General features: G+C 69.5%; 18 protein-coding genes. 9 read left to right on the top strand and 9 right to left on the bottom strand.

Annotated elements, in window-relative coordinates; genetic code table 11:
• Positions 1-12 precede the first annotated feature (12 nt).
• Positions 13-1,143, bottom strand: a complete 1,131-nt coding sequence (gene dnaN / locus WN71_RS03655) for a DNA polymerase III subunit beta (RefSeq protein ID WP_046583672.1) — start codon at positions 1,141-1,143, stop codon at positions 13-15.
• A 1,029-nt stretch (positions 1,144-2,172) separates the two neighbouring features.
• Positions 2,173-4,185: a chromosomal replication initiator protein DnaA gene (gene dnaA, locus WN71_RS03650; RefSeq protein ID WP_079177618.1), complete on the bottom strand. Its 2,013-nt coding sequence runs from the start codon at positions 4,183-4,185 to the stop codon at positions 2,173-2,175.
• 375 nt (positions 4,186-4,560) lie between these two features.
• Here dnaA and rpmH point away from each other — a divergent pair, with 375 nt between their 5' ends.
• The 9 genes from rpmH (at position 4,561) to WN71_RS03610 (ending at position 11,627) form a co-directional block, all read left to right on the top strand.
• Entirely contained in the window at positions 4,561-4,698 is a 138-nt protein-coding gene (gene rpmH / locus WN71_RS39485; protein WP_003956500.1) for a 50S ribosomal protein L34, read from the top strand.
• Between the two features lie 21 nt (positions 4,699-4,719).
• Positions 4,720-5,091 (top strand): ribonuclease P protein component, encoded by a 372-nt coding sequence (gene rnpA, locus WN71_RS39480; protein ID WP_079177617.1) that lies wholly within the window; start codon positions 4,720-4,722, stop codon positions 5,089-5,091.
• The gene (yidD, locus tag WN71_RS03640) at positions 5,088-5,444 is read left to right on the top strand and encodes a membrane protein insertion efficiency factor YidD (RefSeq protein WP_046583675.1); all 357 of its coding nucleotides are present in this window, start codon (positions 5,088-5,090) and stop codon (positions 5,442-5,444) included. Before rnpA ends, yidD begins: the two co-directional genes overlap by 4 nt.
• A gap of 3 nt (positions 5,445-5,447) precedes the next feature.
• Positions 5,448-6,767: a membrane protein insertase YidC gene (yidC, locus tag WN71_RS03635; protein WP_046583676.1), complete on the top strand. Its 1,320-nt coding sequence runs from the start codon at positions 5,448-5,450 to the stop codon at positions 6,765-6,767.
• Between the two features lie 15 nt (positions 6,768-6,782).
• Positions 6,783-7,295: a Jag family protein gene (locus WN71_RS03630; protein WP_046583677.1), complete on the top strand. Its 513-nt coding sequence runs from the start codon at positions 6,783-6,785 to the stop codon at positions 7,293-7,295.
• Positions 7,296-7,411: 116 nt separating this feature from the next.
• Positions 7,412-8,128 carry a 16S rRNA (guanine(527)-N(7))-methyltransferase RsmG gene (gene rsmG / locus WN71_RS03625; protein WP_046583678.1) on the top strand — a complete coding sequence of 239 codons (717 nt, stop codon included), beginning with the start codon at positions 7,412-7,414 and terminating at the stop codon, positions 8,126-8,128.
• Between the two features lie 396 nt (positions 8,129-8,524).
• Complete coding sequence (locus WN71_RS03620) at positions 8,525-9,598, top strand: ParA family protein (RefSeq protein ID WP_079177623.1); 1,074 nt, start codon at positions 8,525-8,527, stop codon at positions 9,596-9,598.
• Positions 9,595-10,698 (top strand): ParB/RepB/Spo0J family partition protein, encoded by a 1,104-nt coding sequence (locus WN71_RS03615; protein WP_046583680.1) that lies wholly within the window; start codon positions 9,595-9,597, stop codon positions 10,696-10,698. Before WN71_RS03620 ends, WN71_RS03615 begins: the two co-directional genes overlap by 4 nt.
• A gap of 311 nt (positions 10,699-11,009) precedes the next feature.
• The gene (locus tag WN71_RS03610) at positions 11,010-11,627 is read left to right on the top strand and encodes a GNAT family N-acetyltransferase (protein ID WP_046583681.1); all 618 of its coding nucleotides are present in this window, start codon (positions 11,010-11,012) and stop codon (positions 11,625-11,627) included.
• Positions 11,628-11,688: 61 nt separating this feature from the next.
• Here WN71_RS03610 and trxA read toward each other — a convergent pair whose 3' ends face one another.
• The 7 genes from trxA to WN71_RS03575 all read right to left on the bottom strand — a co-directional run bounded on the left by trxA (position 11,689) and on the right by WN71_RS03575 (position 21,377).
• Positions 11,689-12,024: a thioredoxin gene (gene trxA / locus WN71_RS03605; protein WP_046583682.1), complete on the bottom strand. Its 336-nt coding sequence runs from the start codon at positions 12,022-12,024 to the stop codon at positions 11,689-11,691.
• A 49-nt stretch (positions 12,025-12,073) separates the two neighbouring features.
• Entirely contained in the window at positions 12,074-13,042 is a 969-nt protein-coding gene (gene trxB, locus WN71_RS03600; RefSeq protein WP_046583683.1) for a thioredoxin-disulfide reductase, read from the bottom strand.
• A gap of 171 nt (positions 13,043-13,213) precedes the next feature.
• Positions 13,214-14,110, bottom strand: coding sequence for an anti-sigma factor family protein (locus WN71_RS03595; protein WP_046583684.1), 897 nt, complete (start codon positions 14,108-14,110; stop codon positions 13,214-13,216).
• On the bottom strand, positions 14,107-14,835 hold the full coding sequence (sigM, locus tag WN71_RS03590) for an RNA polymerase sigma factor SigM (protein WP_046583685.1): 729 nt from the start codon (positions 14,833-14,835) through the stop codon (positions 14,107-14,109). Before sigM ends, WN71_RS03595 begins: the two co-directional genes overlap by 4 nt.
• Positions 14,836-14,857: 22 nt before the next feature.
• A complete protein-coding gene (locus tag WN71_RS03585; protein WP_046583686.1) occupies positions 14,858-16,558 on the bottom strand; it encodes a protein kinase family protein in 1,701 nt (566 codons plus the stop codon).
• 118 nt (positions 16,559-16,676) lie between these two features.
• Positions 16,677-18,944, bottom strand: a complete 2,268-nt coding sequence (gene murJ / locus WN71_RS03580; RefSeq protein WP_046583687.1) for a murein biosynthesis integral membrane protein MurJ — start codon at positions 18,942-18,944, stop codon at positions 16,677-16,679.
• A 45-nt stretch (positions 18,945-18,989) separates the two neighbouring features.
• Positions 18,990-21,377, bottom strand: coding sequence for a DUF6049 family protein (locus WN71_RS03575; RefSeq protein ID WP_046583688.1), 2,388 nt, complete (start codon positions 21,375-21,377; stop codon positions 18,990-18,992).
• Positions 21,378-21,535: the final 158 nt, after the last annotated feature.

Here is a 21,535-nt window from a genome sequence, read left to right as displayed (position 1 = left end):
CGTCGAGCCGGGTCAGCCGCTGAGGCGCACCGGCATGATCAGGTACTTGTACGCGTCGTCCGCCTCGGCGTCCATCGCCGGCCGGCCGCTGAGCAGCGCGGGCTTGGTGGACGTCGTGAAGGACAGCTGGGCCACCGGGGAGTCGATGGCGCTCAGGCCGTCGAGCAGGAAGGTGGGGTTGAACGCGATCGAGATGTCGTCGCCGTCGAGCTGGGCGTCGACCCTCTCCACAGCCTGTGCGTCGTCGCTCGAACCCGCTTCGAGGATGAGTACGCCCTTCTCGAAGCTGAGCCGCACCGGGGTGTTGCGCTCGGCGACCAGGGCCACGCGCTTGACGGCCTCCACGAAGGGGGCGGTCTCGATCACGGCGATGGAGTTGAACTCCGTCGGGAACAGCGTCCGGTACTTCGGCAGGTCGCCCTCGAGGAGGCGGGTCGTCGTACGGCGCCCGGCACCCTCGAAACCGATCAGGCCCTCGCCGGCACCCGAGCCGGACAGCGCCAGCGTCACGCTGTCGCCGCTCGTGAGGGCCTTGGCGGTGTCCAGGAGCGTCTTCGCGGGCACCAGGGCGACCGCGGAGGCGTCCGGGTTCTCCGGCTTCCACAGGAACTCGCGGACCGCGAAGCGGTAGCGGTCGGTGGAGGCCAGGGTGACCGTGTCGCCCTCGATCTCGATGCGCACACCGGTCAGCACGGGCAGCGTGTCGTCACGGCCGGCCGCGATGGCCACCTGGGAGACCGCGGAGGCGAAGACCTCGCCGGGGACCGTGCCCGTCGCGTTCGGCATCTGCGGCAGGGCCGGGTACTCCTCCACCGGCAGGGTGTGGAGCGTGAACCGCGAGGAGCCGCAGACCACTGTCGCCCGTACACCGTCTGTGGAAATCTCCACCGGCCGGTTGGGGAGGGCGCGGCAGATGTCGGCGAGCAGGCGGCCGGAGACGAGGACCGTGCCCTCCTCCTCGACCTCGGTCTCCAGGCTGACCCGCGCCGAGACCTCGTAGTCGAAGCTGGACAGGCTCAGCTGGCCGTCCTCGGCCTTCAGGAGCAGGCCGGCGAGGACCGGCGCCGGTGGACGGGCCGGGAGGCTGCGAGCCGCCCAGGCCACTGCCTCCGCGAGTACGTCGCGTTCCACCCGGATCTTCACCGTAAGCCGCCTCCTGCTGTTGCCGGCGCTTCTCGCCCTGCTTCGCCTTCGTCGTCTGACTCGGTGTCGTTGCCCTCGGCGAGGGGAAGGACACCGGGGACCAGTCTGACGCACCGCACTGACATCAGGTGCCTGTCGCGGTCAAGTCGTGATGAGGGGCAGCCGGGCGCCGAGCAGCGAGTTGTGCACAGGACCCACTTCGAAACGGATTCCGGGCTCTCTCTAGTTGGGAGTAGTAGTAGGGCCTGTGGAAACCGTGGATAACTCCGTTTTCCCAGGTCAGGGCCCAAATTTTGTCCACCGGGCCTGTGGGTGGAGCGGTGGACAGACGGGGCCTGTCTGTGGAGAAAAGAAAGTTCTGCACACTCCATGCACAGGACGAGGCGACTTCTCCCCAGCGCCGTCCCCAGGTTTACCCACCTTTCCCACAGGCCAACCCGGCACCTTTGTGTGACGCCTTTCACTCGACGCGGTGAGAGGGGGCGTCGCGTTGCCGAACAGTGGACAGGCATGTGGAGAAGCCGGCGATCGCTGGGGACAACCGGCCTCAGCCTGTGGGCAGCCGGTGGACAACTCGGTCCACAGGTTGTGGATCTCCGGTTTGTCCACAGTCTGTGGAGATCGTTCATCCACGAATCCACAACCACCTGAGCTGGGCTGATGCCCTGTCACCCGGCTGGCCTGTGGATACGTTCTGGATAACTTCTCAGTCCCCAGGATGTGGACGGAAAAAAGTCGCCGAATCTGTGGACGAAGGCCGTAACCTGCGGCGCAATCGAACAGGTTGGACGGGTGTCCACCCCACCGGCCGCCCCTCCGGGCACTCTTCCGACGCCCTCCGGGCACCCTCCTCGCCCTCTGAGTGCCCTCCAGGACGCCTTCCGAGTTGCCTCGTGCCGCTCTCCGAATGCTTCCTCGCGCCGCCCGAGCGCCGTCCACGCGCCACTGGGAACGGCGGAAGGGCGCCCCCGGGATGTCCTCCCGTGGGCGCCCTCGTGCGTACGCCGTGGTGCTGCGGTCCGGCCGCCGTCAGCCGTTCTTGATGCGGTTGGTGAGCTCGGTGACCTGGTTGTAGATCGAGCGGCGCTCGGCCATCAGCGCGCGGATCTTGCGGTCGGCGTGCATCACCGTCGTGTGGTCGCGGTTGCCGAACTGCGCCCCGATCTTGGGCAGCGACAGATCGGTCAGCTCCCGGCACAGGTACATGGCGATCTGCCGGGCGGTGACCAGCGCGCGGCCGCGCGAGGTGCCGCACAGGTCCTCGACCGTCAGGCCGAAGTAGTCCGCGGTCGCCGCCATGATGGCCGAGGCCGTGATCTCCGGCGCCGCGTTCTCGCCGCCCGGGATCAGGTCCTTGAGGACGATCTCCGTGAGGCCGAGGTCCACCGGCTGCCGGTTGAGCGAGGCGAACGCCGTCACCCGGATCAGCGCGCCCTCCAGCTCGCGGATGTTGCGCGAGATCCGGGAGGCGATGAACTCCAGCACCTCCGGCGGGGCGTTGAGCTGCTCCTGCACCGCCTTCTTGCGCAGGATCGCGATACGGGTCTCCAGCTCGGGCGGCTGGACGTCGGTGGTCAGTCCCCACTCGAAGCGGTTGCGCAGCCGGTCCTCCAGCGTCACCAGCTGCCGGGGCGGCCGGTCGGAGGACAGCACGATCTGCTTGTTCGCGTTGTGGAGCGTGTTGAAGGTGTGGAAGAACTCCTCCTGCGTCGACTCCTTGTCCGCCAGGAACTGGATGTCGTCGACGAGCAGGATGTCCATCTCGCGGTAGCGCTTGCGGAAGCTGTCGCCCTTGCCGTCGCGGATGGAGTTGATGAACTCGTTGGTGAACTCCTCGGAGCTCACGTACCGCACGCGGGTGCCCGGGTAGAGGCTCCGCGCGTAGTGTCCGATCGCGTGCAGCAGGTGCGTCTTGCCGAGCCCCGACTCGCCATAGATGAAGAGGGGGTTGTACGCCTTCGCGGGCGCCTCGGCGACGGCGACCGCGGCCGCGTGCGCGAAGCGGTTGGACGCGCCGATGACGAACGTGTCGAAGAGGTACTTCGGGTTGAGGCGCGCGGTCGGTTCGCCGGGCCCGGACGCGGGCGCCGGCTTCGCGCCCAGCGGGCCGGGGCCGCCGCCCGGGACGGCGGGACCACCCGGTCCGCCCCGGTGGACGGGGCCCGCGCCGGCGGGCGGCTCGGGCAGCTCGCGGCGGCCGCGGCCGTCGTAGTCGCCCCGCCCGCCGTCGTAGTCCTGGCGCTGCTGGTCGTAGGACGGGCGGTCCATGCCCTGCGGGCGGTAGTCGGAGGACGGCCCGTAGCCGTCGCGGCCCGAGTCGCCGTACGCGTCGCGGCCGGAGTCGCCGTAGGTGTCGCGGCCGGAGTCGCCGTAGGTGTCGCGGTGCTGCTCGCCGTAGGAGTCGCGGCCCGAGTCGCCGCCGTATCCCTCCCGGGGGTCCCGGGAGGGGGTGCCGTACGTCTCGCGCCCGGAGTCGCCGTAGGAGTCCTGCGAGGGCGAGGCGTACGGGTCGCGTTCGGGGAAGCCGAGTCGCTGCTGCTGCCAGCCGTAGTCGTCCTGCGAGGGGCGCGGCCAGGCGCCGGGCTCGGGCCGCTGGTACTCGCCGGGGTAGGCGGGGCGGGCCGTGGGCATCTGCTCGCCGCCGGCCGGGGGCTCGGCCCGGTGGCGGCCGTAGCCCTCGTACGGGTCGCGGCCGGCGGGGAGTTCGGTCTCCTCGTAGCGCGGCTGCTGCTGGAGCGGAGGGGCCGGCGGCGACGGGGGTTCGCCGGCGGAGTCGTCGACGGTGATCGCGATGCGGATCGGGCGGCCGCACTCGCGGCTCAGCGTCTCGCTCACGATCGGGGCCAGACGGTCCTCCAGCACCTTCTTCGCGAATTCGTTCGGTACGGCGAGCAGGGCCGTGTCCGCGACCAGCGCCAGTGGCTGGCAGCGGCGGATCCAGTGCTCGTCCTTCGCCTCGACACCCTGCCCGCGGCCCTCGCCGAGAAGCTCTTCCAGAACTCGTGGCCACACTGCGGCAAGATCGGCAGGTACGTCAGCCACAGGGCACGCTCTCTCGCTGGTCCCACGAACGTGTGATCGTGAGACGGATCGGGATGTAAATCGGGTCGGGTGGGGATAACGGAACGAATCAGAGTTCAGCCACGGTAGTCAGCGTGGGTGGTGCGGTTCAAGTTGTTGTCCCCAGCCTGTGGACAGTGTCTCTCCGTGGCTCCTGGTTTGACCGGATGGCGTAGCCCCGCGTACCGTAACCAGGTCGAGTTGTCGATGGCTGCTGCCGCCTGCCTCCGATGGGCACAGATCGCGTCAGGTGATCGGGAAGCGGTGCACACGGGCGTTACTGCGAGCTACTCGTGGGCGCACGGTGACAGCCAGGACGGCACCCCGCCACTACCGATAAATTTCTGGAGCCCCCGAGTGAGCAAGCGCACCTTCCAGCCGAACAACCGTCGTCGCGCGAAGACCCACGGCTTCCGGCTGCGTATGCGCACCCGTGCCGGCCGCGCGATTCTCGCGTCCCGCCGTAGCAAGGGTCGCGCCCGTCTGTCCGCCTGATCCCGGTCAGGTCATGCCGTCGTGCTGCCCACCGAGAACCGGCTGAGGCGGCGCGAGGACTTCGCGACCGCGGTCCGACGAGGACGCCGGGCTGGACGCCCGACTCTCGTCGTCCATTTTCGTAGCGGTGCCACGGACCCGCACGCGCCTGGGGAGAGCGCTCCCCCGACGCGTGCGGGTTTCGTCGTCAGCAAGGCCGTGGGCAAGGCGGTCGTCCGCAACAGCGTCAGGCGCAGACTGCGTCATCTGATGCGGGAGCGGGTCGTCCTCTTTCCCCCCGGTAGCCTGGTAGTCGTACGAGCGCTGCCCGGCGCGGGCGACGCCGACCATGCACAGCTGGCCCGAGACCTGGATGCCGCCCTGCAACGGCTGTTGGGAGGGGGCGCGCGATGAAGTACCCGCTGCTGGCTCTGATCAAGATCTACCAGTGGACCATCAGCCCACTGCTGGGGCCGGTGTGCAAGTACTACCCGTCGTGCTCCCACTACGGCTATACAGCCATCGACCGGCACGGTGCGATCAAGGGCACGGCACTCACCGCCTGGCGCATCCTGCGGTGCAATCCGTGGTCGCTCGGCGGCGTGGACCATGTCCCGCCGCGCAAGCGCCCGCGATGGCACGAAATGCTGCGTGACGCCTGGCGTGCACGCAGGGGCGGGACCTCCGCCGCCGAACCGGCCACCGACGGGGCTGACACCTCGTCGAGCCCGGCCGCAGAGACACCGTCCCATGCCCAAGGAGCATGATTAGTGGACACGATTGCCAGTCTTTTCAGCTTCATCACGACACCCGTCTCCTGGGTCATCGTCCAGTTCCACGCCGTGTACGGGAAGATCTTCGGCCCGGACACGGGATGGGCCTGGGGCCTGTCCATCGTGTCCCTGGTGATTCTGATCCGTATCTGCCTGATCCCGCTCTTCGTGAAGCAGATCAAGGCGACGCGCGCGATGCAGACGCTCCAGCCGGAGATGAAGAAGATCCAGGAGCGCTACAAGAACGACAAGCAGCGCCAGTCCGAAGAGATGATGAAGCTGTACAAGGAGGCGGGCACCAACCCGCTCTCCTCGTGCCTTCCCATCCTGGCGCAGTCGCCGTTCTTCTTCGCCCTGTACCACGTGCTCAACGGCATCGCGTCGGGTCAGACCATCGGCGTGATCAACCAGGACCTGCTGGAGAGCGCGCAGAAGGCGCACATCTTCGGCGCTCCGCTCGCCGCGAAGTTCCTGGACAGCGCTGACACGGTCGCCGCCCTCGGCGCCTCGGTGACGGACGTCCGCGTCGTCACCGCGATCATGATCGTGCTGATGTCGGGGTCGCAGTTCTACACGCAGCGCCAGCTGATGACCAAGAACGTCGACACGACGGTGAAGACGCCGTTCATGCAGCAGCAGAAGATGCTGATGTACGTCTTCCCGATCATGTTCGCCTTCTTCGGCATCCGCTTCCCCGTCGGTGTCCTCATCTACTGGCTGACCACGAACGTGTGGACCATGGGCCAGCAGATGTACGTCATCCACAACAACCCGACCCCGGGTTCCAAGGCTCAGGCCTCCTACCTGGAGCGTCTGACCAAGCACGTGACGCAGCACGGCAAGGTCCGCCGGCGCAGCGAGAAGGCCATCGTCAAGGCGATCGTCACCAAGGGCCGCGACCGCAACGAGTTCGAGCGGAAGTTCGTCAACGCTCTGACCAAGGCGGGTCTCGCCGCTCAGGCGGACGGCACCGTGGTGAAGAGCGACACCGCCGTCACCGTGGAGAACGAGGACGGTACGACGAGCACGGCCGCGGCTCCGGTCAAGCGTCAGCAGCCCAAGCGGCAGAGCAAGGCGCAGCGCCAGTCCGGTCTTGCCAAGGGGGTGGACGACGCCACGCCGTCCACCTCGCTGGAGAAGTCCGACGAGCCTGACGACGCGACCGACTCCGCCGAGTCCGCCGAGCCGCAGGACGCCGCCCCCGCCGCGGCCAAGAAGGCCACCTCCGCGAAGCCGGGCACCGGCACCCGCAGCAAGGCCGCCTCCGGCCAGCGCAAGGGCGGCCCGCAGCGGCCCAAGTCCCCGTCCAAGAAGTAAGAAGGAGCCCATCCCGTGACGGAAGGCACCACCTCCGCTGCTGCCGAGGGCGCAGACACCCTGACCCGCCTGGAGCAGGAGGGCGAGATCGCGGCGGACTACCTCGAGGGTCTGCTGGACATCGCCGACCTCGACGGCGACATCGACATGGACGTCGAGGCCGATCGGGCGTCCGTCTCGATCATCAGCGACAGCAACAGCCGCGATCTGAACAAGCTGGTCGGGCGCGACGGTGAGGTGCTCGAGGCCCTCCAGGAGCTGACGCGTCTGGCGGTGCACCGGGAGACCGGCGACCGCAGCCGGCTGATGCTGGACATCGCGGGATACCGGGCCCAGAAGCGCTCCGAGCTCTCCGAGCTGGGTGCCAAGGCCGCCGCCGAGGCCAAGAGCAGCGGTGAAGCCGTGAAGCTGAAGCCGATGACCCCCTTCGAGCGCAAGGTCGTGCACGACGCGGTCAAGGCCGCCGGCCTGCGCAGCGAGTCGGAGGGCGAGGAGCCGCAGCGCTTCGTCGTCGTGCTGCCCGCCTGAGCGGTCCTACGGTTCAACGGCCCCGTCTGTGCAGCAGGCGGGGCCGAACTTTGTCAGCCTGGTAGTTCTGAGGGTCGGCGCCCGAAGCGCCGGCGCGGTACGGAAGGACGGTCCCCGTGACGGAGGCAGCGGAGCTCCCTCCCGCGCCCGAACAGGCGCGCGAGGTCTTTGGTGCACGCTTCGCCGATGCGGTCCGCTACGCGGAGCTGCTCGCCGAGGCCGGTGTGCAGCGCGGTCTGATCGGCCCGAGGGAGGTGCCCCGCCTCTGGGAGCGGCATCTGCTCAACTGTGCGGTGCTCTCCGAGGTCGTGCCGGACGGTGTGACCGTCTGCGACGTGGGCTCGGGTGCCGGACTGCCCGGCATCCCCCTGGCCCTCGTCCGCGAGGATCTGAAGATCACGCTCCTTGAGCCCCTGCTGCGGCGGACGAACTTCCTCACCGAGGTCGTCGAGCTGCTGGGCCTCGACCATGTCACCGTGATGCGGGGTCGGGCCGAGGAGGTCATGGGCAAGTTGCCGCCGGTCCATGTCGTGACCGCTCGCGCGGTGGCACCGCTGGACCGCCTCGCCACCTGGGGCATCCCTCTGCTGCGGCCCTACGGGGAGATGCTGGCCCTCAAGGGCGACACCGCCGAGGAGGAGCTGAAGGCCGCGTCCACGGCGCTCAGCAAGCTCGGTGCGGTGGGGACGTCCATCCACCAAGTGGGTGACGGGATCGTCGATCCGCTCTCCACCGTGGTGCGTGTGGAGGTCGGAGAGAGCCCCGGTGGTGTGCGGTTCGCGGCGAAGCGGGCCAAGGCGGCCCGCACGGGCCGTACGCGCCGACGGCGTTGATCCATTCCAGTTCTTTTCTTCGGGTGAGGCGTACTCCACACAAGCTGCCCGACCCGTACATGCCGGAGTGTCGCGACAACCCGGCCTTGGCTGCTGTGCATCGTGTTTCACGTGAAACGTCGCTCACTGCTGCACGGCATCATCAGCCGGGGCCGGGCCGCCGCCGCGCCCCGTGACCGGAAGCCCTCGGCTCCCTCCGGGGAGAAACCCCGCCCCTCCGGTCTTCCGCCCCGTGCGGCGAAGACTCCGCCTCCCTCGGTCGACGCTCCGTCTCGGATCGTCGACGGAGTGTCGCCTTCGGATGAGACGTCGTCCCCCTCAGGGGGAATGGAGTTGTCCACAGAGGTGGATTTCTCCACAGAAGAACTGGCCTCACTGGTTCACGACCCCGAAGACATGGGAGGCTCTGTTCATTGCGAGCCTGAAGTCGAGGAGAGTGAATCCTTGCGGTCCGACGCCAACATCGCGGGACCGATGACCGACCCGGTCCCCGGTCCCCGTACCGAATCGATGGGGATGGATGTTTCACGTGAAACACCGCCCCCGATGGACGACACTCCCATCGGTCGCGCTGCCCAGCTGGCGGTCGAGGCTCTGGGTCGCGCCGGCGAGGGTCTGCCGCGGCCTGAGCAGACCCGAGTGATCGTGGTCGCCAACCAGAAGGGTGGCGTGGGCAAGACGACGACGACCGTCAATCTTGCCGCGTCGCTGGCTCTGCACGGCGGCCGCGTGCTGGTGATCGACCTCGACCCGCAGGGCAATGCCTCCACCGCGCTGGGGATCGACCACCACGCCGAGGTGCCCTCCATCTACGACGTGCTGGTGGAGAGCAAGCCTCTCGCCGACGTGGTCCAGCCGGTCCCGGATGTCGAAGGACTCTTCTGTGCCCCGGCGACGATCGACCTTGCCGGTGCGGAGATCGAGCTGGTGTCCCTGGTGGCACGTGAGAGCCGTCTCGAGCGGGCCATCCAGGCGTACGAGCAGCCGCTCGACTATGTCCTGATCGACTGCCCGCCGTCGCTCGGTCTGCTCACGGTCAACGCGCTTGTCGCGGGGCAGGAAGTCCTGATCCCGATCCAGTGCGAGTACTACGCGCTGGAGGGCCTCGGCCAGCTGCTGCGCAATGTCGACCTGGTGCGGGGGCACCTCAACCCCGGCCTTCATGTCTCGACCATCCTGCTCACCATGTACGACGGCCGGACGCGCCTGGCCTCGCAGGTGGCGGAAGAGGTGCGGACCCACTTCGGCGACGAGGTGCTGCGGACGAGCATTCCCCGCTCCGTCCGTATCTCCGAGGCGCCGAGCTATGGGCAGACGGTCCTGACTTACGATCCTGGTTCGAGCGGTGCCCTCTCCTATCTTGAGGCGGCCCGAGAAATCGCGCTGAGGGGTGTCGGCGTCAGCTATGACGCGACGCACGCCCACATCGGCGCCCAGAGCGACCCGAGCATGGTGGAGGGGATGCAGTGAGTGAGCGACGGAGGGGTTTGGGCCGTGGACTCGGCGCACTGATCCCCGCAGCACCGACGGAGAAGACGGTGGCTCCGGCCGCCCTGGGTGGCACGGTTTCCCCGTCCTCCGGCTCGGCCGGAGTCCCGACACTGACCGACCGCGGCCTGGCCACGGCGAAGGTGGCCACCCTGCCGCCGGTGGTCCAGGACTCCGACGACTTCTCGGCGTTCGGCCTGAGCGAGACCCCGTCGTCTCCGGTCGGCGCGCACTTTGCCGAGATCCCTCTCGACGACATCACGCCGAACCCGCGGCAGCCTCGCGAGGTCTTCGACGAGGACGCCCTGGCCGAGCTCGTCACCTCCATCCAGGAGGTCGGCCTGCTCCAGCCCGTGGTCGTCCGCCAGATCGGCTCCGGGCGCTACGAGCTCATCATGGGCGAGCGCCGGTGGCGGGCCTGCCGTGAGGCCGGCCTCGACGCCATCCCGGCGATCGTGCGGGCCACGGACGACGAGAAGCTCCTGCTGGACGCCCTGCTGGAGAACCTGCACCGGGCGCAGCTGAACCCGCTGGAAGAGGCCGCCGCCTACGACCAGCTGCTGAAGGACTTCAACTGCACCCACGACCAGCTGGCGGACCGCATCGGCCGGTCCCGCCCGCAGGTCTCCAACACCCTGCGCCTGCTGAAGCTTTCGCCGGCCGTGCAGCGCCGGGTCGCGGCGGGTGTCCTCTCGGCCGGCCACGCGCGTGCGCTGCTGTCGGTGGAGGACTCCGAGGAGCAGGACCGGCTGGCCCACCGGATCGTCGCCGAGGGGCTGTCGGTGCGGGCCGTGGAAGAGATCGTGACCCTGATGGGTTCGCGTCCGGAGGCGCCTCAGCGGGCCAAGGGGCCGCGTGCCGGTGCCCGGCTCTCCCCGGCGCTGACGGATCTCGCCACGCGCCTCTCCGACCGCTTCGAGACCCGGGTGAAGGTCGACCTCGGGCAGAAGAAGGGCAAGATCACCGTCGAGTTCGCCTCCATGGAGGACCTCGAGCGGATCCTCGGCACGCTCGCCCCGGGTGAGGGTCCCGTGTTCGAGAAGAGCCTGCACGACGGCGGTGGGGAGGAGACGGAGGACTGATCCTCCGCAAGGCCCCGCCGAGCAGTGGAGCGGACGGTGTCCGGTGTGTACCGGAACACGGTCCGCTCTTTGCTTTCTGCCGGTATCGATGGAATCACATCGTGGATACGATGCGATCGGGTATGGCGCATCCACCCGGCAACACCTCTTGGGGAGGCGGGGGCCATGCGAACGGTGAGCCGGACCGGACTGGTGAGCGCGGGCCTCGGCCTGGGGGCCGTCGGCGGATTCGTCGGTAGCCTGCTCAGAGAACGGAGCGCTCTGACGGCCGCTCGCGACGCAGCGGGCGAAGGAAGCGAGGAACCGCCTTCATGGGGCGTCGGCTTGTACCGCTCACGCTGGACAACCTTGCGGACCTTCCCCAGCCCTGCCGCTCCTGCGTCTTCTGGGAGCTGGACCCCGTCAGAGGAGAAGCCGCGGTAAAGGCGGGCACGGCGGCCACGGAGAAGGAAGCCTGGATCTCCGCCGTCCTGCTCGACTGGGGTTCCTGCGGCAGAGTCGTCTATGTCGATGACGTGCCGGTGGGCTTTGTGCTCTACGCGCCGCCGGCCTATGTCCCGCGTTCCACTGCCTTCCCCACCAGCCCCGTCTCCCCGGACGCGGTCCAGTTGATGACGAGCTTCATCCTGCCCCGTTATCAGGGTCAGGGGCTCGGCAGAGTGATGGTCCAGACGGTCGCCAAGGATCTGCTGCGGCGGGGCTTCAAGGCGATCGAGGCCTTCGGCGACGCCCGGTGGAAGGGGCCGTCCTGCATTCTTCCGGCCGACCATCTTCTCGCCGTGGGGTTCAAGACCGTCCGGCAGCACCCCACACACCCCAGGCTGCGGCTGGAGCTGCGCTCCACGCTCTCCTGGAAGGAAGACGTGGAGATGGCGCTCGACCGGTTGCTGGGGGCCGTACAGAAGGAACCAGCGCTTCGGCCGCTCTGAGTCGGCAGAGCGAAGGGGCCGACCCTTCCGGGTCGGCCCCTTCGATGTTTCACGTGAAACGTCACTTGGTGACGATGAACTCCTCGAGGTCGCGCACGATCGCGGCCTTCGGCTTGGCGCCGACGATGGTCTTGGCGACCTCGCCGCCCTGGTAGACGTTCAGGGTCGGGATCGACATGACGCCGTACTTCGCGGCCGTGCCCGGGTTCTCGTCGATGTTGAGCTTGACGATCTCGATCTTGTCTCCGTACTCGGCGGCGATGGCCTCGAGGGACGGAGCGATCTGACGGCACGGACCGCACCAGGCGGCCCAGAAGTCCACCAGGACGGGCTTGTCGTTCTTGAGGACGTCCTCGTCGAAGGAGTCGTCGGTCACGTTCTTCAGGGTGCCGGCCACGGAGGGCTCCTTAATCAATTCGGTGATGCGGTGGGGCGGGTCGGGGAGGTCAGACAGAGGTCTTCTCGGGCTCAGCCGTGTCCTCGTCCGCGAGCGCGGCGAGGTAGCGCTCGGCGTCCAGGGCGGAGGAGCAGCCGGTACCGGCCGCCGTGATCGCCTGGCGGTAGGTGTGGTCGACCACGTCGCCCGCGGCGAAGACCCCGGTGACGTTGGTGCGGGTCGAGGGGGCGGCGACCTTGAGGTAGCCCTCCTCGTCCAGGTCGAGCTGGCCCTTGAAGAGCTCGGTGCGCGGGTCGTGGCCGATCGCGATGAACAGGCCCGTCACCGGCAGGTCGGAGAGCTCGCCGGTCTTGAGGTTGCGCAGCTTCAGACCGGACAGCTTCTGCTCGCCCTGGACCTCGGCGACCTCGCTGTCCCAGACGAACTTGATCTTCGGGTCGGCGAAGGCGCGCTCCTGCATCGCCTTGGAGGCGCGCAGCGTGTCCCGACGGTGGACGATCGTCACGGACTTGGCGAAGCGGGAGAGGAAGGTGGCCTCTTCCATCGCCGTGTCGCCACCGCCGATGACGGCGATGTCCTGGTCCTTGAAGAAGAACCCGTCACAGGTCGCACACCAGGAGACGCCACGGCCGGAGAGGGCGTCCTCGTTGGGCAGGCCCAGCTTGCGGTGCTGGGAGCCCGTGGTGACGATGACGGCCTTCGCGCGGTGGACGGTGCCCGCGGTGTCCGTGACGGTCTTGATCTCGCCCGTGAGGTCGACGGAGACGATGTCGTCCGGGATCAGCTCGGCGCCGAAGCGCTCCGCCTGGGCGCGCATGTTGTCCATCAGGTCGGGGCCCATGATGCCGTCGCGGAAGCCCGGGAAGTTCTCCACCTCGGTCGTGTTCATCAGCGCACCGCCGGCGGTGACGGCGCCCTCGAAGACCAGCGGCTTCAGCGAGGCGCGCGCGGTGTAGAGCGCCGCCGTGTAGCCGGCCGGCCCGGAGCCGATGATGATCACGTTACGGACGTCGCTCACGGCTTGTTTCCTCGTCTCTGGACTGCGTCGTACGGCCGGTGGGAGCGTCTCTCTGAGCTCTCACCCCACCCAACGGATCCTACGGGGCGCGCATTCCCGGTGTGTCCGGGCACACGGGGTTGCCACACGGGAGAGGAACACCGGCGGAGACAGGGAAGGGCGAGCCGTGCGTCAGGGCTTCGCGTAGGACCGCTTCAGCAGGATCTTGCCCGGGGTGGCCGGCTTCTTGCCGGCGCAGGCGGCATCGACGACGTAGGCCGTGACGCGCCGGGTGTCGGTGGCATCCGGGAGGACCACGAGATAGGCCGCGTCGCCCTGGTAGGTGCCCTTCTTGGCCCCGAGGACGGTGTCCGTGCGGTTGATGCCCTTGCGGACGCAGTCGGGGACGGACGGCGAGGGAGCGATCAAGGTGTTGGCCGTGGCCCCGTCCCCATCGGACTGGACTCCCCAGGGCTTCTTCGTGTCGCCGCTCGGGGAGGGGCTGGGGCTCGGGCTCTTGGTGCCGAGGAGATCCGCGACCTGGTTCTGGAGCTTCTCGTGAGAGAACGTGTCCGTGGCGCCGGAACCGGTGGAGCCGCCCAGCGACTGGACGAGAAGGGCACCGGCCCCCAGGACCGCGGCCGTGAGGGCGGTCCCCAGGGCGATCCTCCTGCGCCGCCTGACCCGTCCGCGCCCCGGGCCGGTGGTCGCGCCCCCGCCGGCCGTCGATCCCGGACCGGTCGATACCCCGCCCGGCACGGGCGTCCCATGTGCACGTCCGGCGGGACGATCCGCGGCGAGCGATGTTTCACGTGAAACATGCGCTTCGGATGTCGTCGGGGTCAGGGCCTCCGCGGCGAGGGCGGCATCGATGCGTTCTGCCACATCGGCCGGCATCGGCTGCGGTTCGGGAAGGTCGCCCAGCAGTTCCCGGATCTCCTCCAGCGAGGCGTGGACATCCGAGCAGAGGGCGCACGCTTCGAGATGCCCCTGCACCTCGACGGCCCGGGACGGCGCGAGCAGACCCTCGGTGAGGTCGGAGATCTCCTCGACGTCCGGGTGTCCGGCCGCGTCTGTCGTGGAAGTCACGCTCGCCCGCCTCCGCCCTTCACAGCAGCTGAATCGCTCGGTCCCGCATGGCCGGGACCCCCGTCCCGAGAACCCGCTGCCGGTGGGACGGAACTCCCCGGCCCCTGGTTCCGTCCCGTGTCCGGACTTTCCCCGCCGGCGGCCGCGTTTTCCGGCCGTAGATGAGTGAGGAGAGGCAGCAGTCTGGCCCGGCCGCGGGCGCATCTGCTCTTGACCGTCCCGGTGGGCACGTCGAGCATCCGAGCGGCCTCCGCGACGGGGTAGCCCTGCATGTCGACCAGGACGAGCGCGGCCCGCTGGTCGGGTGGCAGGGTGCCGAGGGCTTCGAGCAGCTGACGGTGCAGATCGTTGCGTTCGGCCGGGGCGGAGGCCGACTCGTGCGGCTCCAGCAACTGTTCCAGCCGCTCGGTGTCGTCGACCGGTGAGGTCTTGCGCGAGGCCGTCTTGCGGGCCCGGTCGAGACAGGCGTTCACCGTGATCCGGTGCAGCCAGGTCGTGACGGCCGACTGACCGCGGAAGGTGTGGGCGGCGCGATAGGCGGACACGAGGGCGTCCTGCACCGCGTCCGCGGCCTCTTCGCGGTCGCCCAGCGTGCGCAGGGCGACCGCCCAGAGCCGGTCACGGTGGCGTCGCACGATCTCACCGAAGGCGTCGGGATCCCCGTCGACGTGACGGGCGAGCAGATCCTCGTCCTTGGCGTCGCCGTACCCGGCGCCTTCTGCCATCGTCCCCTCCCCAGCGGGGAAACTAGCCCGTCACCTTGATGTCCGCGACTCTCCCCCGGTAGGTGCCCTCGTCGGCCTGAAGCGGCAGCTTGGTGAGCCACACGAGCAGGTACCGCGTCTTGAGGGTCTGGCCGGGCTTGAGCGTGACGCTCTCCCCCTCGCCCTTGGCGACCGTCGTGTACGAGTCGTACGACGTCGGCCAGGTGTCGCCGGCGGAGCTCACCGACCGCAGTTCCACCGCGGTGGAGCCCACGAAGGAGATGGTGACCTTGCCGACCTGCTGCACCTTGCCGAGGTCCACGATGACGCCCAGACCGGGCTTCAGGTTGCCGAAGTTGGCGCCCTTGTAGAAGTCGGTCTGCCAGTACGTGGACGTGCTGTCGTCGAAGACCTTCCCTATGTCGGCGGGCTTCTCCGACTGGTCCCCGAACGGGTCGAAGTCACGGGCGCGTTGGACGGCGATGGGCCGGCCGTTCGACGTCACCTTCTTCGCGTTCTTGTCGTTGCCGTCCGTCGTCTGCGTCTGGTTGGTGTCGTCCGACTTGCCGCCGTGGTCCATCAGGGCGTCGGCGAGCTGCCAGCTGCCCAGGCCGAGCGCGGCGATGAGCAGGGCGGACACGGCCCACTTCAACGCCTTGCCGGTACGGCTCTGCAACGGGGGCGGCGGCGCGGACATCGGCTGCGGGGCGCCCGGACGGGCCGTCTGACGGCCGTACGTGCCCTGCTGATACGTCGTGCGCTGGTACTCCGGCGGAGCGGTGAACGTGGGCTCCGGCGGGCGGATGCGGGGCATCTCACCGATCGCCTTCACCAGCTCCTCGGGCGTGGTGCACGGCGACTCGTGACGGGACGCCGTCGCGCCGTCGTTGGCGAGCGCGCGCATCGCGAGCTCGGAGAGCCCCCGGTGGACGCCGGCCCGCACCTGGTCGGGAGCGATCAGCCCGATGTCCTTGGGCAGACCCGACAGCCCGTAGGCGTCGTTCTCGTACGGCCAGCGCTGGGTGAGCGCCGCGTACAGCAGTGCGCCGATCGCCTCGGTGTCCGTGCGCTGCGGGGTGTCGGAGCTGATCCCGCGCAGCGCCGCGTTCACGGCGAGGCCCCGGATGCGCCACTGACCGCTGGACGTACGCAGCACGGCGTTGGGGTTGAGCCGCAGATGGGCGAGCCCCTCGCGGTGCGCGGCCGCCATGGCCGAGGAGACCTGGCTGACCATCTGGTACGCCTCGTGCACCTCCAGCGGGCCGGCGGCCAGGAGCGCGGTCAGCTCCGTGGCGTCGGGCAGCCACTCGTGGACGACGTACACCAGGTCGTTCTCCTCGACGGCGTCGAGGACTTGGACGAACCGGGGGTCGCCGAGCAGCGCCGAGGACCGGGCGGCGGCCAGCACCGAACGGGCCCGCGGATGGTCGGAGGGGAGGATGTGCACGCCGACGGCGCGCCGCAGTTTCTCGTCGACCGCCCGCCAGCTGCTGAAGCCGTCCAGTCGGGTGACGCACTCCTCCAGCCGATAGCGTCTGGCGAGCTTGTGACCGCTGTGCAGTTCGGGCGGTGCGGCCTTGCCCGGGCCCTCCGTCCCGCCGCCCCCCTGCACCTGGTCGTTGTCCGTGTCCCGTTGCGGGTTCTGGGCCACCTCGTCGGCCGTGGACTGGTCCGCCTGGGCGGTCAGCGGTTCGTCACCGCTGTTGTCTGCCACGTCGACGGCAGCCGTGCTCCGTTCCGCCACCGTCGTTCCTGCCTCCCCATCCGTTGCACGCTGTACGACGCCGAAACCAATTGTGCCCACAGTCTGCCGCTATGCACGACACACAGCGGAGGCCGATGGTTGTGCGCTTACCCCCTCCTCAGCGCCCCAGCCGCCCGCGCACCATGCCGACGAGCGAGTTGAGCTCCTCGATGCGCATGCGCCGCGCGGCGACGAAGAAGACCCCGAGAAGCAGGGCGCCACCGACCAGCAGCGCGGCGAACGAGCCGACGACGCCCTGACCGATGGAGTGTCCGATCCCGTAGCAGGCCGCGCCGCTGATGAGGGCGGCCGGTACGGAGGCGATGCAGAGACGGGCGTACGTCCGCATGACACGGACCCCGTCGAGGTCCCCGCCGCCGAGCCGCACCCGCAGCCGCCGCCAGGCGACGCCCACTCCGATGGCGTAGGCGAGGCCGTACGCGGCGGACATGCCGACCACCGCCCAGCGGGCGGGCAGCAGCATGTAACACAGCCACGAGGCGCCCGCGTTGACCGCGGCCACGATGACGGTGTTGTAGAAGGGGGTGCGGGTGTCCTCGTAGGCGTAGAAGGCACGCAGGACGACGTACTGGACCGAATAGGGGATCAGGCCGAGGGCGAAGGCCATCAGCATGAAGCCCATGTTGGTCGCCTCGCTGGTGCCCGAGGAGCCGAAGATCAGCGTGCACATCGGGATGCCGAGGGCGAGGAACCCGAAGGCGATCGGCACGATGGCGACGGCCGTGGTCCGCAGGCCCTGGGAGATGTCGTCCCGGACGGCACCGCTGTCGCCCTCGGCGGCCGAGCGCGAGATGCGCGGCAGCAGGGCCGCCATCAGGGACACCGTGATGATGGCCTGGGGCAGGCCCCAGATCAGCTGGGCGTTGGCGTAGGCGGAGAAGCCGGTGCCGTCGACCGAGGAGTCCTTGCCCGCCGAGGTGGACAGCTGGGAGACCACCAGGGCACCCGCCTGGTTGGCGAGAACGAACAGCACGGTCCACTTGGCGAGGGTCGCGGCCTTGCCGAGGCCGTGGCCCCGCCAGTCGAACCGCAGCCGCAGCCGGAAACCGGTCTCCCGCAGGTAGGGGATCATCGCCAGGGCCTGGACGACCAGACCGAGCAGGATGCCGATCCCGAGCAGGCGCTGTCCCTCGGCCGGGATGGTGTCGACCTTCATGCCGGAGCTGGAGGCGGTGCCGTACACCCAGATGAAGGCGCCGAGGGTGACGATGATGACGATGTTGTTGAGGACCGGCGTCCACATCATCGCGCCGAACTTGCCGCGCGCGTTGAGGACCTGGCCCATCACCACGTGGATGCCCATGAAGAAGATCGAGGGCAGGAAGTAGCGGACGAAGGTGACCCCGACCTCGTTGGCCGCGGGGTCGTTCGCGACCGAGTTCGACAGCACCCGGATCAGCAGCGGGGCACACAGGATCGCGACCGCCGTGAGCGCGCCGAGCGCGACCATCACCAGCGTCAGCAGGCGGTTGGCGTAGGCCTCGCCGCCGTCCTCGTCCTCCTTCATGGCCCGCACCAGCTGCGGCACGAAGACGGAGTTGAGACCGCCACCGACGGTCAGGATGTAGATCATGGTCGGCAGCTGGTAGGCGACCTGGAAGGTGTCGCCGAGCAGGCCGATGCCCAGCGCCGAGACGATCAGCGCGGAGCGGACGAAGCCGGTGAGCCGGGAGACCATCGTGCCCGCGGCCATCACGGCGCTCGACTTGAGCAGCCCCGAGGCGCGGCCGGCCTTCTTCGCCGCGGGGGCGGCGGGGGTGACCGTGAGGTTCATGGTCGACTCGGCGGGCCCGGGTGCGGGCGCGGCGGCCGGGATCGGGCTCTGCCGAGCCGGTCCCGGCCCGCCCGGGGCCGCCGACGGGCCGGGGACGGCCGCGGAGTCCATCGGGGGCCGGGGACCGCCCTGCTGCTGGTCGCGGAAGAGATGGGCGAACGCGTCCGGCTCGTGGTTCTCCTCGCCGGAGTTGCTGACCAGGTCGTCCACGCCCACGTACTGGGTGGTGCGGGGGTCGTCGCCGTGCGGCAGGTGCCGGCTCGGCCCGGAGGGCTCCGGCGCAGGGGTCCGCGCCCACAGACGCGGGTCGGGGGCGTGCGGCGAGCTCTGCGGACGGCCGTACAGCGGCTGCTGGGGCTCGTAGCTGCCCGGGGCCGGCGGCGGGTGCGCGGCACGGTCGTAGAGCGCCTCGGCGACCGGGTCCTGCGCGGAGAGGTCCTGGGCCCGGTAGGGGTCCTGGTCGTAGGCGTCCTGGAGGTACATGTCGGCGGGGGGCTGCGGCGGCAGCTGACCGTGCTCCGGCGGCGGGCCCTCGGGGAAGCCCGAGCTGCCCGCGGCCTGGCCACGGTCACCTTCGTACGGCGCGTTCATGCTTACCCCACCTCATCGTCCCCGGCCCACCGGCCACGACATCGCTCAACGGTCAACTCTCTCACCGGTCCGGGACGGGTCGGCGCTTTCCGGTGCGGTGTCCGGTGTCGGGTCACTCGGCTGCTCCGGGTCGTCGTCCTGAGGCGACACGCCGGACTGGTCCTCAGGACGGTCTCCGGGACCTTCGGGGTTCCGCGGGTCCGCCTCGCCCCCCTCGCTCCCGTCGGGTCCGCCCTGCTCCGCGTCCCGGGCGGCCGCCCGCTTGCGCTGGGTGTACATCCGGAAGCCGGCGAGGACCAGCAGCAGCACGCCGCCGCCGATGACCAGCATGACGGTGGCCGTGATCTCCGTGACCTGCACGTCGAACTTGACGGGCTGACCGTATTCCTGGCCGTCCTCCGTGTACAACTGGGCGATCACGGAGACCGGGCCGTTGGCCTTGGCGGAGGTGGTGAACTTCACCGTCTGGCTGTGCCCGCCGGAGACGGCCACCGGCTGCTCCATGTACGGGTGCCCGCCGATGGTGAGCCGGGGGCTGGTCGAGGTGAGCCGCAGCACCAGGTGCTGCACGCCCTGCACCAGGTTGTTCTGCACGGTGACCGGGATGGTCGCGCTGCGGCCGGAGAGCTTGACCTCCGACTTGTCGATCAGCTTGACCTGCTGGGAGAGATCGTCGAGATAGCTCTCCACGTTCTCGCGGAAGGCCGCGGCCTCGCTGCCCCGGCCCCGCCAGGACGTGGCCATCTCCCGGTTGATGGCCCGCCCGAACGGGGTCACCACCCGGGACTCGTCGGTCAGGATGACCTTGAAGTTGTCGAGCTTGTCCTGCGTGGTCGCGATCTGCTCGAAGGCCGTCCTCGGCAGCTCCTGCTTGCGCAGCGAGGACGGGTAGGCGGACGTCGAGGGGACGTGGGAGTTGGCACCCGGATCCGGCTTGGCCTTGGCGGCCGAGCCGAGGCTCTGCGACTCGGACCAGTTGCCGCTCTGCAGCGCGCTGATCGCCGCGGCCATCGCCTGGGCCTGGCTCGCCGACGGCATCCGCTGCGGGGCGACGACGATGCTGCGCCCCTTGTCGACCTGAAGGTTCAGGGAGAGGCTCTCGGCGAGGAACTTCTGCACCGCGAGCGTGCTGGCCCCGGCCCGGGTCAGGTCGCCCTGGAAGGCCGTGGACATCCGGGCGTCCGCCACCACCGCGGTGGTGCCGCCGCCGATCGGACGGGCCGCCGAGGGCGTGTAGGACAGGCTGCCGGACTCCTGGAGGCTGTCGCTGCGCGCGATCACCTTGTCCGCGCCCGCGGAGGTGGCGACCTTGACGATCGAGGGGTCGACGGCGCCTTCGACGGGCCAGGCGAAGTCGGTGCGGGGCTTGACGTGCAGCACCGTCTCGACGGTGTCGGCGGCCACGTCGGTGGCGGCCTTGAGCTGGCTCAGCGAACCGGTGGTGCTCGTGCCGTTGTGGGCGAGCGAGGCGAGGTCGGGGTCGGCGAAGGGCAGCGCGACGACCTCCTGGTCGGTCACCGCCTCCTGCAACGCGGCCAGCCACTGGTTGGCGACCGCCTGGTGCGTGCCGACGGTGGTCGTGCCGTCGCTGTTGCGGATCTTGTAGGTGCCCGTCATCGCGTCGACGGACGCCAGCAGGTCGGGATCGATCACCCACGTGACGTCGAGGCCCTTGCCGAGCGACAGCATCTCGCTCAGCCGGCCGCCCGGGGAGATCTCCTTCGCCAGGTCGTCGTTGGTGAAGACCGGGGTCTGCTTGTCGCCGGGTCCGGACTCGGCCGTCATGTGGACGGTGGAGATCAGCGGCCACAGGAACGTCGTCTTCGTCTTGGTGTCGGCCTCGTCGGCCTGCCAGGGCAGGAACGTCCGCTGGATGCCGAGGACCTGCTCCCAGGGCTGCGCGGAGGTCTCACCGGTGAGGGAGACGCCCAGCTGGTACACCCCGTCGTCACCGAGATCGAGCTTGTCGACCGGCACCGAGATGCTGAAGTGCTCGGCGACCCCGGGAGTGAGCGAGGAGAACTTCTCCTGGTACTTGTCGCCGACCTCCTCGGGGTCGGCCCCCGGGGTGTAGCCGGTGCGCTTGGCGGCGTTGTCGATCTCCGAGCGCGTGGTCAGTGAGGGACCCACCCGCAGGCCCACGTGGGCGTCGGTGACGGTCTGCTTGCCGTTGTTGGTCACCGTGCCGGACACGGTCAGGGTGTCCCCGTCCGTCGGCGCGCTGGGGCTCAGGGTGTCCAGGGAGACGGAGACCGTGCTGGAGCCGGACGCCGCCTTCGGGGACGCCTCTGGAGCGGCCTGGGCGGCCGTGGCGGCGGGCAGCTGGAGCAGGCCGACCAGCAGCGGCGCTCCGGCGAGCAATGCCCCGGTGCGCCGCAGCCAGCGGCGGGCAGGTGAGGGACTCATCCCCTGGAAGTCTGCCGCCTCGGCCACGCGCTCGCCCGTCCCTCGTCGTCAGTGGTCGTCTGGTCGTCCCCATGTGCGTCCACGCATGGTAACGATGCGCGCTGAGGGGAAGTGCCGCGGACCGGCCCACAAGATCGGGGCGGCACCGTCTCGCGTCCTCTATGTACCCGTATCCAGAGGACACG

This window comes from Streptomyces mangrovisoli (genome assembly GCF_000974985.2).
In the GTDB taxonomy this organism is placed as follows: Bacteria; Actinomycetota; Actinomycetes; order Streptomycetales; family Streptomycetaceae; genus Streptomyces; species Streptomyces mangrovisoli.
The sequence above is the reverse complement of the archived record's forward strand: the minus strand, read 5'-3'. Positions and strand labels throughout refer to the sequence as shown.